The organism is Sphingobacterium sp. NPDC055346 (assembly GCF_053645235.1).
Map to the genome: position 1 here is coordinate 235,917 of NZ_JBSHMI010000005.1, position 15,052 is coordinate 250,968.

The window sequence follows — 15,052 nt, forward strand, 5'->3', positions numbered from 1 at the left end:
TATGTACAATAACGAAGAGCTAACTGCACTAGCAGATTTTTATAATGATCAATTGGTCAATGATACGGTTCCTTTTTGGTTTCCGCGGTCATTTGATCATGAGTATGGCGGGTACCTATTGATGCGAGACCAAGATGGTTCCCTGATTGATACCGATAAGGCCGTTTGGATTCAAGGTCGTGCTTGTTGGTTGCTTTCTACCCTTTATAATACGGTGGAACCAAGGGAAGAATGGTTGGAAGGTGCGCGTTTGGGCTATGAATTCTTGAAAAACAAATGCTTTGATGCAGAAGGAAAAATGTATTTCCATGTGGATCAGGAAGGCAATCCAATCCGTATGCGCCGTTATTTTTTCTCTGAGACTTTTGCCGTGATTGCCAGTGCTGCTTATGCTAAGGCTTCAGGTGATCAGGAAGCTGCTCAGCTAGCCCGTGATCTGTTTGGGATTTGTTTGGAGTATGCCAATGGTGAACGGAGAATTGAACCAAAGTTTGAGGAAACCCGGCCAAGCCGCGGGATAGGTATTCCGATGATCATGTGCAATACCGCGCAGCAATTAAGGGAGACCATTGGGGATCCTCGCTGTGATGAGGCGATTGCAAATTGGATCCAAGAGATAGAACATTATTTTGTGAAAGATGATATCCGCTGTGTGATGGAGCAAGTAGCTCCTGATGGCAGCATCATCGATCATATCGATGGACGGACGCTTAATCCGGGCCATGCTATTGAGGGTGCTTGGTTTATCCTACATGAAGCTGTCCATAGAAATATGGATGAGAAATTGATCAACCTAGGGTTGCGGATGCTGGACTATATGTGGGAAAGAGGTTGGGACAGGGAGTTTGGCGGTATTCTGTATTTTAGGGATGTCTACAACAAGCCTGTCCAAGAGTATTGGCAGGACATGAAATTTTGGTGGCCACAGAATGAAGCCATCATAGCTACCTTATTGGCTTATCTGATAACCAAGGATGAGAAGTATGCTACCATGCACAAGCAGATCCATGAATATGCTTATACCCATTTCCATGATAAGGAAAATGGGGAATGGTTTGGTTATCTACATCAAGATGGAGGAATAGCCCAAACCGCTAAAGGGAACCTATTTAAGGGGCCTTTCCATCTGCCGAGGCAAGAATGGTACTGTTGGTCCATTATCAATCAATTTAAGAACAAGGACAATTATGAATAAGATAGGCCATTATATTTTATTGTTATGGAGCTTTTTTGCTGTCGATAGCCTGAACGCTCAGGAGGCTTTGATTCCAATGCCTCTAAATGTGCAGTGGTCGGAAAATAAACTTGACCTGTCCAAAGGGGTCCATCTTGAAATTGACAAATCCATTGAAAGGAATGAGGTAAGCCTGCTTAAAAATATATTAGAAAGTCAATCGATAAGCATTTCTAAGAATAAGAAATTACCTTCAATTTCATTGAAGATGGTTTCAAACCTAGAAGGAATTGATTCTGATGAAGGATATGAATTGAACATCGATATAAAAGGTATCTATATTCAGGCCTTAGCAAGTAAAGGGATTTTCTATGCTCTTCAGACCTTGGCGCAGATGGATTTTCATGAGAAGCAAGTTGCCTTAGTGAACATCAAGGACCAGCCTGCTTATTCCTTTAGGGGATTCTTGTTGGATGTGGGAAGGAACTATCAGCCTATGTCCATGGTGAAAGAGCAGATCGATGTTATGGGTAAGTATAAACTCAACGTTTTGCATTTCCATTTCACGGAGGATATTGCTTGGCGCTTGGAAAGTAAAAAATATCCTGGTCTCACTGCTGCGGAGAACATGACCCGTTGGGCAGGGAAATATTATACGGTAGCAGAGTTTCAGGAGTTGATCGACTATTGTAGGGATAGGCATATCTTATTCCTGCCAGAGATTGATATGCCGGGGCATTCAGCTGCTTTTGAACGGTTCTTTAAGGTCAATATGCAGAGTGTAGAAGGCATTGTGTACATCAAGGAATTGCTCAAGGAGTTTGCTGAGACCTTTACTACACTCAAGCAATTGCATATAGGTGGGGATGAGGTGAAGATCAGTAATAAGCAGTTCATGCCGGAAATCACGAAATATGTGGAATCCTTGGGTTTCAGAACTTATGGCTGGAATCCAGGTAGTAACTTAGATCCTTCCACTGTTCGTCAAATGTGGATGGGTGGTCCCAAAACCATTGATCCTGATACTAAACTCCAGTATTTGGATTCCAAGCATCTTTATATCAACCATATGGATCCTTTGGAGACTGTGACAACCTTGTTTTTCAGAAGGTTTGCTGAGCAGGAAAAGGAAAGTCAACAGCTCCCTGGTGCGATCCTATGTTCTTGGCCGGACCGTGCCGTTGAAAAGCCTGAGGATATGTTCCTGCAGAGTGCGGTTTATCCAGGGATGATAACCTTTGCGGAAAGAATATGGCGAGGAGGCGGTGAATTAGGTTGGAAGGCCTTTCTTCCAAAAAGAAAAACAGAAGCTTTCCATGAATTTGCAGCATTTGAGAAAAGACTCCTGTCGCATAAATCAAAATATTTCGCCAACCTTCCATTCCCTTACCAAAGACAAACTGATATGTTTTGGGACATGATCGGTCCTTATGATAATGCTGGCGATTTAACGAAGGAGTTTCCTGTTGAAAAGGATCCTTTTGGAGATCATCTTTTAGTTTATAAGGATGTTGTCGGCGGTACCATTGTCTTGAGACATTGGTGGGCTGATATTATTCCGGGGGTGATAGATTCGCCTAAGCCTAATAGTACCTTTTATGCGAGATCTAGGGTCTGGAGTGAAAAGGCAGAAGAAAAGCCATTTTGGATAGGTTTTGCGAACCTGTCCCGTTCTTATGCCAGTGATTCACCAGCTGAAGGGACTTGGGATGATCTGCACAGCCAGGTTTTCGTCAATGGCGTGAAGATCCCTGCTCCGAAATGGAATCATCCTGGTCAGAAAGGTGGTCTGGAATTGCCGTTGAGCGATGAAGGTTATTCTTTTAGGGAGCCAAGCATGATCCAGCTGAAAGAAGGCTGGAACGATATATTGATCAAATTGCCAGTCGGAGATTTTAAGGGGAAAGATTGGCAGAATCCAAGGAAATGGATGTTTACATTTATCCCTTATCATTAGAAATCAATACACACTATATATGAAAAAACTATTTTTATCAGTATTTGCCGCATGCTTAATATCAGCTGTTTCAGCTCAGGAAACGGTGGTTTTCCGTTCAGGGGAGGATGGCTATGCCAGCTATAGGATTCCAGCCATTATCAAAAATAAGAATGGAGACCTGATCGCTTTCTCCGAGGGCCGTGTGGACCATGCGGGCGATTATGGCAACGTAGATATCGTCTATAAGATCAGTCAGGACCAAGGAAAGACTTGGGGGAAATTGAATGTTGCTGCGGATTATGATAAGCTTCAAGCTGGGAATGTTGCTCCAGTTATTGATTTAACGGATCCGGCTTATCCTGCAGGAAGGATATTCCTCTTTTATAATACGGGGAATAACCATGAGGGTGAAGTGAGAAAAGGGAAGGGCTTGCGCGAGGTATGGTACATCACTTCTACAGATGGTGCAAAAACCTGGTCCGAACCGGTGAACATCACGAGCCAAACGCATAGACCTAATCAGCCGCAGGTAAACCCAGAATATACTTTTAAAGAAGATTGGCGAACCTATGCGAATACTCCTGGACATGGATTCCAGTTTGTGTCAGGTCCCAATAAAGGAAGGATTTACATTGCTGCCAACCACAGTTCTGGCGATCCAAGTGCGCAGGGTAAGGATTGGAGTGCGCATGCATTCTATTCAGATGATCATGGTAAGACGTTTAAACTGAGCCAGAATGTGCCTTATCCAGGTACTAATGAATCTACTGCTGCACAGATTGGAGAAAATGAGGTATACATGAGCTCAAGGAACCAACAGTTGAATCCAAAGCAACGTGTCATTTCTGTTTCCAATGATGGTGGTGAAAGCTGGCAGAGTTCTGCTCCAGATCCTAACCTTCCGGATCCAATCAACCAAGGGTCGGTATTGTCCTGGAAGAAAGGAAAGAATTTTGTGCTGGCCCATATCAATGCAGCGGATGAAAAGAATAGGGATAACCTGACTTTGAAACTTTCCAAGGACAAAGGCAAGACCTGGTATTTCACTAAACTGATCGCCAAAGCTCCTGAAGGCTATAAAGGTGCCTATTCGGCCTATTCGGATATCGTTCTGATGAAGCCTAAGCTGGTGGGTATTTTGTATGAAAAAGATAATTACAAAGACATTGTCTTCCTCACGGAAAAGATCAAATAAAGGAAAACCCTAAGCCAAAAAAGCTTAGGGTTTTCTTTTTTATTCCCATGATTCTCAGAAAATTCCTGTAAATTGAACTTTATCTACTTGTTTAACCTGTTTAAACTCAATCAAATTATGTTTCTGAAAAGTGTGGTCTATATAAAAACATTTATCGGTGTTCCTTCGGTGCGCAATTCAATGCTCGTGTCTATTTTGTTGTTGTCGGCTTCTGTTCTTGATTCCTGTGCGAGGAAAAATGCTGCAGTTACAAGCCCAATAATTGCTACCTATCAGAATCCTGTATTTGAACCGGTGCTCGCTGATCCCACGGTCATTCAAGATCCGAAAACGAAACTTTTCTATGCCTACGGCACCCAGGATAATTGGGATGACGGAAAAGGATCTCGCCTTGTGCCGATTCTGGAGTCCAAGGATATGGTAAACTGGTCCTACGTTGGTCCTGCTTTTAAAACTAAACCAAATTGGAAAGAGGCTGGGGGTATTTGGGCGCCAGACATTAACCTTGTCAATGGAAAGTATTACCTCTATTATTCCTTCTCTACTTGGGGCGATAAGAATCCAGGTCTTGGATTGGCGATTTCGGACTCCCCTAAAGGTCCTTTTATTGACCAGGGGAAATTGCTTGATTCCAAATCTGCCAATGTGCCAAATTCCATTGATCCCTTTTTTATCGAGGATAAAGGCAAAAAGTATATATTCTGGGGAAGCTTTTCCGATAGCCCTGAACAAGGAACCTTTGCCTTGGAACTGACTGCTGATGGGAAAAAGATCTTGAATGGGCAGAAGCATAAAATAGCTGCCGGAGACTATGAAGCGGTGACCATCTTTAAGAAAAACGGTTATTTCTATTTCTTGGGTTCTAAAGGAAGTTGTTGTGAGGGCGCAAATAGCAAATACCATGTGCTGACTGCACGATCGAAGAATCTATTGGGACCCTATCTGGATAAAGATGGACGGGATATCAAGGAAAGAAATCATGGAAGTTTGATCCTAGAAGGATCAGAGTCTATTGTTGGACCGGGTCATACTTCAGGAATCATCAAGGACTCCAAAGGGAAGGATTGGATCTTCTACCATGCCATCGATAAAAACAATGGAAAGCTAGGGAATGGAACGAGCAGAAGGATGTTAATGCTAGATCCGCTGAATTGGAAAGATGGCTGGCCAGTAATCGGGACAGGGAAGCCAGAAAGAAATAAAACTCAGAAACCTATTATTTAATACTCAGAGATGAACATACGATTTTTGCTATTAGGATTGTCATTCTTGTTCTGTTTGCTTGGCAAGGCTCAGGAATTACCAGGAAATCCGCTGTCAGTTGCTTTAGGAGATCCTTATATCATATATGATGATCAGAGCGATCTTTATTATTTATATGGAACTGGGGGTACAAACAACGGTTTTGTGGTCTATTCTTCCAAAGATTTGAAGGATTGGAAAAATGAAGGCGTAATCTACAATAACCAACAAGAGAAATCTTGGGGGACCAAGGATTTTTGGGCTCCTGAGGTCTATAAATGGGACGATAAGTTTTATTTGTTCTATAGCGCCCATTGGAAGGAAAACCCAAACAATGAATTGGAAAACTATAAGATTGGGGTTGCGGTTTCGGATAAACCAACGGGTCCATTTGTAGATATTGAATCTCATCCGCTATTTGATCCCGGATATCCCATTATTGATGCCAATGTCTATGTCGCTGAAGATGGTAAAAAATACCTCTATTATTCCAGATGTTGTTACAAACATCCTGTGGAATCCGAAATTGCTGATTGGGCAAAAAAGAATGGCATTTATGATGAAATTGAGGAGAGTTGGGTGTATGGTATTGAGTTGAAACCGGATCTAAGTGGGGTGATTGGAAAGCCCAGGCTTTTGCTGAGACCTCCAATGAAAATAAACGATAAACAAGCGGAATGGGAAAGCCGTTCTGTCAATAATAAGGAAATCAACCGACGTTGGACGGAAGGTTCCTATCTGTTCAAGCATAATGGTCTTTTTTATATGATGTATTCTGCGAATCATTATGCAGGGCCATATTATGCGGTGGGTTATGCAACATCGGAAAGTCCTCTGGGTCCTTTTGTTAAATCGGAGTTCAATCCGGTATTGGAAAAGAATACTGAAAAAGGGGGCGATGTTACAGGAACGGGGCATAATTCGGTATTTGTTGGTAAGGATGGCAAAATGTACTGTGTGTACCATGGGAGGACCACAAAAACAGGGAATGACCGGGTCGTTTTCATTGATCCAATAGAAATAGATTCCAAGGGTGTGTTAAAAGTACACGGACCCACTACAATTAATTGATGGAATTTGTATCTTAGGAAAACTAATTTAAGCGCAACCTATGCCTAATTTTGCTATAAATGATGTTCCACACAGGCGTTTGAACCTGTTGACAGGCGAAAGTATCCTTGTTTCTCCCCATCGCAGTAAGCGACCTTGGCAGGGACAAGTAGAAGATTTGCCTGCTGACAATAGGCCTGAATATGATCCAACGTGTTACCTCTGCCCTAGAAATTCAAGAGCCGATGGAAGTGTCAATCCCGATTACAAAGAGAGCTTTGTATTTGTGAATGACTTTTCCGCCTTGTTGAAAGATTCAGAGGAAGGGGAAATGAACGAGGCAGGTCTTTTGGTAGCAGAAACAGAAAGAGGGATCTGTAAAGTAATTGCCTTTACTCCTCGGCATGATCTGACCTTACCTGAAATGGACATCCCTGCAATCAGGAAGGTTGTGGATGTTTGGCAAAGTGAATTTTCTTCTTTAGCAGAGAATGATTGGATAAAATATATACAGATCTTTGAAAACAAAGGCTCTATTATGGGCTGTAGCAATCCTCATCCGCATGGACAGATTTGGGCAGAGAGCAAACTCCCAATGGAGATCCAAAAGGAGGAAAAGCAGCAGAAAGAATACTTTGAAAAAAATGGACATTCATTGCTTTCGGATTATTTAGCCTTAGAGCTCAAGAAAAAAGAAAGAATAATCGTAGATAATGAACATTTTGTCGCCTTGGTGCCATTCTGGGCAGGATGGCCTTTTGAAACCTTGGTCATCAGCAAAAGACAGGTAAAGGACATCAGGGAATTTACCGATGCTGAAAAAACCGACCTCGCCAAGACCTTACAAGAACTGACCATCCGTTACGATAATATCTTTTCTACTTCTTTTCCCTATTCTGCAGGAATGCATCAGGCCCCTATAAATAGTGGAAATCAAGACTTTTGGCATTGGCATATGCATTTTTATCCACCCTTGCTGCGTTCAGCAACAGTGAAGAAATTCATGGTCGGATATGAAATGTTGGCTAATCCGCAACGTGATATTACAGCTGAAAAAGCTGCGGAAATAATCAGAAATCAACCCACAGTACATTATAAATCAAATACCAAATGATTGAAAGAGACCAAATTAGTGCTAGGTTCAAGGAATTGTATGGAACAGAGCCTACATTAGTTTCGAAATCCCCGGGAAGGATCAATATCATCGGGGAACATACCGATTACAACGAAGGATTCGTCCTTCCAACTGCTATTGACAAGGCTGTTTATGTAGCGCTTTCAAAGCGGACGGATTCGGAAATACACCTATATGCCGAAGACTTTAAAGAGCCTTATTCAGTTGACTTAAAAGAGGTGGCTCCTTCGGATAAAGGTTGGCCTAACTATATTCTAGGGGTAGTCAACCAATTAAAAAATAGAGGATTGGAACTTTCGGGTTTTAATCTTTACATCGATGGGGATATCCCGGTTGGAGCCGGATTATCTTCTTCAGCGGCCGTTGAATGTGCTACTGGATATGGGCTGAACGAGTTGTTCGGTCTGGGACTGGACAAAGTCGAAATCGCAAAGATCGGTCAACTTGCTGAACATACCTATGCAGGTGTGAAATGTGGGATCATGGACCAATTTGCTTCTGTTTTGAGCAAAGCAAAGCATGTTGTCCGCTTAGACTGTCGGGATCTCAGCTATACCTATGTTCCTTTGGAATTAGGAGAGTATGAGATCGTATTGTTAAATACCAATGTTAAGCATTCCTTGGCGTCTTCTGCATATAATGATAGAAGGTATGCCTGTGAGCATGCTGTTTCCTTGATCCAAAAGAAACATGCTGATGTAAAGAGCTTAAGAGATGTTGATATAATTATGTTGGATGAATTGGTCAGGCCGTTTGATGAGGATAGTTATATCAAGGCTAGGTTTGTTGTGGAAGAAAACGAGAGGCTAGCGAAAGCCTGTGATGCCATGGAAAGTGGCGATATCGTAGAAATGGGAAGGCAGATGTTCCGAGCGCACGAAGGCTTGAGCAAGGAATATGAAGTGAGTTGTAAGGAATTGGACTTCCTTGTAGAAAAAGCGAAGGACTTTCCTGAAGTGCTGGGAGCGAGGATGATGGGTGGAGGATTTGGTGGTTGCACGATCAATATTGTCAAAAAAGGCTTTGGTCAGCAGCTTGTGGAAGCGCTTGCCCCAGCCTATAAAAATGAGTTTAACCTTGAGCTGACACCTATTTTCGTGAAAACTGATAATGGCTCAGAATTAGTATATTAGAATCAATTATAAACAGAAAATGAAAAGATCAATCCTTAGACTTATGCTAGCATGCGGCCTATTTACGGTCGTGGCATGTCAGCAAAATAGTAAGCAAGAAAGCAATCAGACCACTGATTCCAGCAGCAATACTTTTACTACCTTAGACTCCAGTACTTTCACGTCAGATATTGATGGTAAAGAAGCTAAACTTTACATGTTAAAGAATGCTTCGGGTGCCAAGGCGTATTTTACCAACTTTGGAGCAAGGGTTGTTTCCTTACAGGTTCCGGATAAGAACGGAACCCTTACTGATGTGGTATTGGGTTTCAACAAGGCTTCTGATTATAACAATCCAAAAGAACCCTATTTCGGGCCAATCGTAGGACCATTTGGGAACCGAATCGCCAAAGGTAAGTTTACTCTGGATGGTGAAAACTTCACCCTTCCGACCAATAACGGAGCCAATACACTCCATGGTGGACTAAAAGGTGTCCATTTTGCAAATTGGGATGTAAAGTCGGCTAATGATAAAGCCATTAGCTTTGCTTATACTCTTCCAGATAAACAAGAAGGCTTTCCAGGACCAATCCATATCGAAGTGACCTACAGCCTTTCTGATAACAATGAATTGGCAATAGCTTACAAAGCAACAGCTGACAAGAAAACTGTGGTCAACTTTACCAACCATGCTTATTTCAATCTTAACGGTGAAGGCAGTGGAACGATTACCGACCACAGCCTAAAGCTATATGCGGATAAATTTACTCCGGTAGATAGCACCTTGATTCCAACTGGCGAGTTGAAGGACGTTAAAGGGACTCCATTTGATTTTACAACTTCAAAAACTATCGGTAAGGACATTCAACTAGATGATGAGCAATTGAAATTTGGAAAAGGTTATGACCATAACTGGGTACTTAACGGGACCAAAGTCGATGGATTGAATCATGCTGCCACATTAACTGGAGATAAATCCGGTATTGTGATGGATGTATATACCGAAGAGCCAGGGATACAGTTTTACAGTGGAAACTTCATGGCAGATAATGTAACCCTAAAAAGTGGTGTAAAGGATAGCTTCCGTACTGGTTTATGCTTGGAAACACAACATTTCCCAGATTCCCCAAACCAACCGAACTTCCCTTCGACTACCTTGAATCCAGGAGATACCTATACCAGCAAATCTATTTATAAGTTTACGACTAATTAATCTCAATGGAAACCAAAGACTATATAGTATTCCTGTGCTACTTCATCATTGTTGCAGGATATGGACTTTACATTTATTATAAAAAGAAATCAGCCTCTGGAGATTCTAAAGACTACTTCCTAGCAGAAGGTTCTTTGACTTGGTGGGCCATTGGAGCCTCCCTGATCGCCTCGAACATCTCTGCGGAGCAATTCATCGGGATGAGCGGTTCAGGCTTTAAGATCGGTCTTGCAATTGCTACCTATGAATGGATGGCAGCGGTGACATTGGTGGTAGTAGCGGTGTTCTTTCTCCCGGTATACCTCAAGAACAAGATCTTTACCATGCCGCAGTTCCTGAATCAGCGGTACAATGGCACGGTGGCCATGATCATGGCTGTTTTCTGGTTGCTGTTGTATATTGTGGTAAACCTGACTTCGATCCTCTTCCTAGGCGCGCTGGCCGTATCCAGTATCTCTGGCATTGACTTCCAGGCTTGTATGATCGGACTTGCTATTTTCGCTATCTTCATTACCCTAGGTGGTATGAAAGTAATTGGATATACGGATGTTATCCAGGTATTCTTCTTGATCCTAGGAGGTTTGGCGACGACTTATCTGGCGTTAAACCTAGTGTCTGACCATTTCGGTGGTGGAGGCGTATTGGATGGTTTGGGAATCGTTCATAACAAAGCCCAAGATCACTTCCATATGATCTTGAAACCAGACAATCCGAATTATATCGATCTACCGGGGCTTTCAGTTCTAATTGGGGGTATGTGGATCATCAACCTGAATTACTGGGGCTGTAATCAATACATTACCCAACGTGCATTAGGAGCGGACCTTCCAACAGCTAGAAACGGACTGTTATTCGCTGCTGGATTAAAGTTGTTGATGCCTTTGATCGTTGTGTTACCAGGTATTGCTGCCTTTGTATTGTACAATGATGGCCTATTCCAACAAGAAATGTTAGCGGGAGGGGAGTTGAACCCCGATAGGGCATACCCGGTTCTGCTGAATCTATTGCCAACCGGATTGAAAGGTCTGTCATTTGCAGCCTTGACCGCTGCGGTGGTAGCTTCATTAGCAGGAAAAGCAAACTCGGTGGCAACGATATTTACCTTGGATATCTACAAAAAGATCTTCGATAAAGATGCTTCTGAAAGGAAATTGGTGAATGTAGGAAAGATCACGATCGTGGTATCCATGATCTTGGCTATCTTCATCGCTCCTTACCTAGGTATTGATAAAAAAGGTGGATTCCAATATATCCAAGAGTATACAGGATTTGTATCTCCGGGGGTATTTGCGATGTTCCTTTTGGGATTCTTCTGGAAGAAAACGACTTCCAATGCAGCGCTTTTTGCAACCATCGTTGGTTTCCTATTGTCGATCGTATTGAAGTTCCTTCCGGGCTATATGGACCTTTCATTTTTGGCATCCACAGGATTTGCAATCCCTGTGGACGGCGTGTATGAAATCCCATTCATCGATAGGATCGGTTTTGTGTTTATATTCTGTCTTATCGGAATGTACATTATCAGTATGTACGAGCACAAAAAAGGCGTGGTTACCCACGGACTTGAAATCGATGCTACGATGTTCAAAACAAAAACGGGCTTTGCCGTTGGTGCCTTAATTGTTATCGGTATCACTGCAGCGCTTTATACCATATTCTGGTAATAACCAAAGCTGGAAGGGGATAATTCCCCTTCTGGCTTTTTTCATAATTAACCCAACCCTACCATTATGAGAAGCTTTCTGATTTGTTCAGCGGGACTGTTGTTTTCCGCGAGCCTTTGGGCACAAAGCCCTTCACAAAGGATTTATCCTATTAATTTTTCCAAGGTTGCCATCGAAGATAATTTCTGGTCACCCCAATTGGAAAAGGTCGCCAATGCTACCATTGATGCCTGTGTAACCTATACGGAGGACAAAACGGGGCGTATCAGGAATTTTGAGAAGGTGGCCCAGGGTTCTGGCAAACATGAAGGGATTTATTATGATGATTCCGATGTCTATAAAGCGATCGAAGCCATCGCGTATTCACTGAAGAACTATCCAGACAAAGAACTTGAAGCCAATACGGATGTATGGATCGATAAAATAGCCGCAGCCCAACAGCCTGATGGCTATTTGAATACCTATTACACCCTAAATGGCCTGCAAGATCGCTGGAAAGATATGGAAAGGCATGAGGATTATTGTGCTGGACACCTCATTGAAGCGGGTATAGCCTATTACAATACCACCGGCAAGGATAAATTGCTGAAGGTAGCGACCAAGTTTGCAGATCATATTGATAATTACTTCAGAGTGCCCAATAAACCTTGGGTGTCAGGCCATGAGGGAATTGAATTGGCTTTGATGAAATTATATCATCATACCAATGAAAAACGCTATTTGCAATTGGCAGATTGGTTTGTTGAACAGAGAGGAAGAGGTCATGGAGTAGGCAAGATCTGGGATGAATGGAAAGACCCTGATTATGCACAGGATGCTATTCCAGTTCGTGATCAAAGAAAGATAACCGGCCATGCCGTGCGTGCGATGTACCTCTATACTGGGGTTGCAGATATTGCCTCTGAAACCAAAGATGCAGGTTATGTAAAGACCATGGATGCCATTTGGGACGATGTGGTAAACAAGCATTATTATATCACCGGTGGGATCGGAGCCCAAGGTTCCAATGAAGGATTCGGAAAACCTTATGACCTTCCGAATGAATCCGCCTATTGTGAAACCTGTGCATCCGTAGGAATGGTCTTTTGGAACCAGAGGATGAACATGCTTTCGGCACAGGCAAAATACATCGATGTCCTGGAAAGAACCCTCTACAATGCTGCCATTGATGGAATCAGCCTTTCTGGAAACCGTTTCTTCTATGGTAATCCACTGGCTTCAGATGGCAATTACGAACGCAGTGAGTGGTTTGGAACAGCCTGCTGTCCATCCAATATTGCAAGGTTGGTATCTTCATTAGGTTCATATATCTACAGCCGCTCGGCAACTGATCTCTATGTCAACCTATTTGTAGGCAGTGAAACGACGGTAGACCTGAATAAAAACGAGGTCTTTGTGAAACAGACAGGGAATTATCCTTGGAACGGACAAGTAAGTATCGAAGTGAATCCAAAGAAAGCGAAAGAATTTGCAGTATTTGTTCGTATTCCAGGTTGGTTAAAGGAACCAGTCCCTAGCACTCTTTATCACTATAAAAATAACAAAACCAATAATTATACCGTAACAGTAAACGGCAAGCCGGTTAATGCTGCAGTAGAAGATGGTTATTTGAAGATTGATAGAAAGTGGAAAAAAGGCGATAAGATCGATATGCTGATGAACATGGAAGTCCAGCGCATTGTATCATCCGATGAGTTGAAACAGAATCAAAACCGCATTGCCTTACAATATGGCCCCTTAGTCTATGCGGTGGAGGATGTGGATAATCCAAATGCAAAGAATGGACTGTTTATTCCGGAGAATACCCAGTTTCAGGTGAGCTTTAAGCCTGATTTATTTGGAGGAGCCAACGTGATCCAATTCAAAGCCCCTATCGTTGCTATCGATCAGGCAAGCAATCAAGTGTTGCAACAAGAAAAGGAAATTACAGCAATTCCATATTTCCTTTGGAACAACAGAGGAAAGAGCGCGATGCAGGTCTGGATACCAGAGAAGTTGACTTCCGTTAGGATTGACTAAAGAATAAGATCAAAATAGAAGAAGCGGGCTTAACCCGCTTCTTCTATTTAATTCCTTCTAGTGCATGTTCAAAATCTGCAATCAGATCGTCTATATGTTCAATCCCGACTGAAATCCGGAGCATGCCATTGCTTATTCCGGAAACAGATTTCTGGGTTTTATCATGATGCGAACCCCACATGCTGGCCGGATGGACCACCAAGGATTCCACACCTCCTAAACTGGCGGCATTGGCAAATACTTCCAGTTTGTTCAATACCGATTGCGCATTTTTATAAGCATCGTCTTCATTCTGCCCTATGACCTCTATGCAAAGCATGCCCGTGCCACCGCGCATCTGTTTTTTGACCAGTTCATATTGAGGGTGAGAAGGAAGCCCAACATAGCCAGCATATTTAATTGCCGGATGTTTTTCAAAGTATTCGGCCAAAGCCAATGCATTGCTGTTGATTTGCTTCACCCGCATAGAAAGCGTTTTAAGACCACGCAATAACAACCAAGAGTCAAAAGGACTCAACGATCCGCCCAGCATCAACGATCTTTTCCATACCCGTTCAATAAATTCCTTGCTTCCACAGACTACCCCGGCAGTTAGGTCACTGTGACCACCCAAGTATTTAGTTGCCGAGTGCACTACCACATCAATCCCGAACTCCGTTGGAGTCTGGTTGATAGGCGAAGCAAAGGTATTGTCCGCCATCGTGGTCAGTTGGTGCTTCTTTCCGAGCTCAGCGATAAACTTCAGGTCGGTGACATCTAAGTTTGGATTCGAGGGCGTTTCAATATAGATCAATTTAGTATTGGCTTTAATGGCCTTCTCAAAGGCTTCGTTGTCTTTTTGGTCCACGTGGGTTACTTCCACTCCATACTCGGTCAAGAAGTTCTTAAAGAAGAGCATAGCGCCAGAATATAGGGAGTTTTGTGTCACCACATGATCGCCAGCCTTCACAACTGATAATATGGCCGTGCTGATAGCTGCCATCCCCGTTGCCAAAACCAGGGCATCTTCCGTTTTCTCCAAACTCGCTACAATTGCCGCAGCCTGTGAGTTGGTCGGATTACCATGCCGATGGTAAAAATTAGGATTCTTGGTCTCTGTAGCGGAAATGATATAGTTCTTTAAATCTTCATCTGCAAAATAGGTAGATGTCTGATAAATGGGTGTTACAACAGCTTTACTACTGTTGAATTCTTGGCCTTTATGGATGAGGTCGGTTTCTAAATGAGCCATAGTAGGTTGGGTTTAAAAAATAAAGGACTGAAAATTAAAAAAATAACTTGTAAATACTTAATTTCAGCAACGAATTAT

At 42.6% G+C, this 15,052-nt stretch carries 11 protein-coding genes; 10 read left to right on the forward strand and 1 reads right to left on the reverse strand.

Annotated features, from left to right (window positions below):
- The first annotated feature begins 1 nt into the window (after position 1).
- The 10 genes from ACWICE_RS12070 (at position 2) to ACWICE_RS12115 (ending at position 13,743) form a co-directional block, all read left to right on the forward strand.
- Complete coding sequence (locus ACWICE_RS12070; RefSeq protein ID WP_454298489.1) at positions 2-1,195, forward strand: AGE family epimerase/isomerase; 1,194 nt, start codon at positions 2-4, stop codon at positions 1,193-1,195.
- A complete protein-coding gene (locus ACWICE_RS12075) occupies positions 1,188-3,131 on the forward strand; it encodes a family 20 glycosylhydrolase (RefSeq protein WP_454298490.1) in 1,944 nt (647 codons plus the stop codon). The genes ACWICE_RS12070 and ACWICE_RS12075 overlap by 8 nt, the downstream gene beginning before the upstream one ends.
- Before the next feature lie 19 nt (positions 3,132-3,150).
- A complete protein-coding gene (locus tag ACWICE_RS12080; protein WP_312695777.1) occupies positions 3,151-4,308 on the forward strand; it encodes a sialidase family protein in 1,158 nt (385 codons plus the stop codon).
- Between the two features lie 117 nt (positions 4,309-4,425).
- On the forward strand, positions 4,426-5,532 hold the full coding sequence (locus tag ACWICE_RS12085; RefSeq protein WP_454298491.1) for a family 43 glycosylhydrolase: 1,107 nt from the start codon (positions 4,426-4,428) through the stop codon (positions 5,530-5,532).
- A 9-nt stretch (positions 5,533-5,541) separates the two neighbouring features.
- Positions 5,542-6,621, forward strand: coding sequence for a glycoside hydrolase family 43 protein (locus ACWICE_RS12090; protein WP_312695779.1), 1,080 nt, complete (start codon positions 5,542-5,544; stop codon positions 6,619-6,621).
- A 40-nt stretch (positions 6,622-6,661) separates the two neighbouring features.
- On the forward strand, positions 6,662-7,714 hold the full coding sequence (locus ACWICE_RS12095) for a UDP-glucose--hexose-1-phosphate uridylyltransferase (RefSeq protein ID WP_185213091.1): 1,053 nt from the start codon (positions 6,662-6,664) through the stop codon (positions 7,712-7,714).
- On the forward strand, positions 7,711-8,868 hold the full coding sequence (locus tag ACWICE_RS12100) for a galactokinase (RefSeq protein ID WP_185213090.1): 1,158 nt from the start codon (positions 7,711-7,713) through the stop codon (positions 8,866-8,868). The genes ACWICE_RS12095 and ACWICE_RS12100 overlap by 4 nt, the downstream gene beginning before the upstream one ends.
- A 19-nt stretch (positions 8,869-8,887) precedes the next feature.
- Positions 8,888-10,060, forward strand: a complete 1,173-nt coding sequence (locus tag ACWICE_RS12105; protein ID WP_185217432.1) for an aldose epimerase family protein — start codon at positions 8,888-8,890, stop codon at positions 10,058-10,060.
- A gap of 5 nt (positions 10,061-10,065) precedes the next feature.
- On the forward strand, positions 10,066-11,724 hold the full coding sequence (locus ACWICE_RS12110) for a sodium/sugar symporter (protein WP_175486323.1): 1,659 nt from the start codon (positions 10,066-10,068) through the stop codon (positions 11,722-11,724).
- A 66-nt stretch (positions 11,725-11,790) separates the two neighbouring features.
- Complete coding sequence (locus ACWICE_RS12115; protein ID WP_185213088.1) at positions 11,791-13,743, forward strand: glycoside hydrolase family 127 protein; 1,953 nt, start codon at positions 11,791-11,793, stop codon at positions 13,741-13,743.
- A 43-nt stretch (positions 13,744-13,786) separates the two neighbouring features.
- On the opposite strand, the gene ACWICE_RS12120 is transcribed toward ACWICE_RS12115, so the two are convergent.
- Positions 13,787-14,974: a trans-sulfuration enzyme family protein gene (locus ACWICE_RS12120; RefSeq protein ID WP_093099309.1), complete on the reverse strand. Its 1,188-nt coding sequence runs from the start codon at positions 14,972-14,974 to the stop codon at positions 13,787-13,789.
- Positions 14,975-15,052 lie beyond the last annotated feature (78 nt).

Excerpts from the sequence above, each read along its gene's own strand:
- ACWICE_RS12080 (WP_312695777.1), top strand. The coding sequence starts at position 3,151 with ATGAAAAAACTATTTTTATCAGTATTTGCCGCATGCTTAATATCAGCT.
- ACWICE_RS12095 (WP_185213091.1), top strand. The coding sequence starts at position 6,662 with ATGCCTAATTTTGCTATAAATGATGTTCCACACAGGCGTTTGAACCTG.
- ACWICE_RS12110 (WP_175486323.1), top strand. The coding sequence starts at position 10,066 with ATGGAAACCAAAGACTATATAGTATTCCTGTGCTACTTCATCATTGTT.
- ACWICE_RS12070 (WP_454298489.1), top strand. The coding sequence starts at position 2 with ATGTACAATAACGAAGAGCTAACTGCACTAGCAGATTTTTATAATGAT.
- ACWICE_RS12085 (WP_454298491.1), top strand. The coding sequence starts at position 4,426 with ATGTTTCTGAAAAGTGTGGTCTATATAAAAACATTTATCGGTGTTCCT.
- ACWICE_RS12120 (WP_093099309.1), bottom strand. The coding sequence starts at position 14,974 with ATGGCTCATTTAGAAACCGACCTCATCCATAAAGGCCAAGAATTCAAC.
- ACWICE_RS12105 (WP_185217432.1), top strand. The coding sequence starts at position 8,888 with ATGAAAAGATCAATCCTTAGACTTATGCTAGCATGCGGCCTATTTACG.
- ACWICE_RS12100 (WP_185213090.1), top strand. The coding sequence starts at position 7,711 with ATGATTGAAAGAGACCAAATTAGTGCTAGGTTCAAGGAATTGTATGGA.
- ACWICE_RS12090 (WP_312695779.1), top strand. The coding sequence starts at position 5,542 with ATGAACATACGATTTTTGCTATTAGGATTGTCATTCTTGTTCTGTTTG.
- ACWICE_RS12115 (WP_185213088.1), top strand. The coding sequence starts at position 11,791 with ATGAGAAGCTTTCTGATTTGTTCAGCGGGACTGTTGTTTTCCGCGAGC.
- ACWICE_RS12075 (WP_454298490.1), top strand. The coding sequence starts at position 1,188 with ATGAATAAGATAGGCCATTATATTTTATTGTTATGGAGCTTTTTTGCT.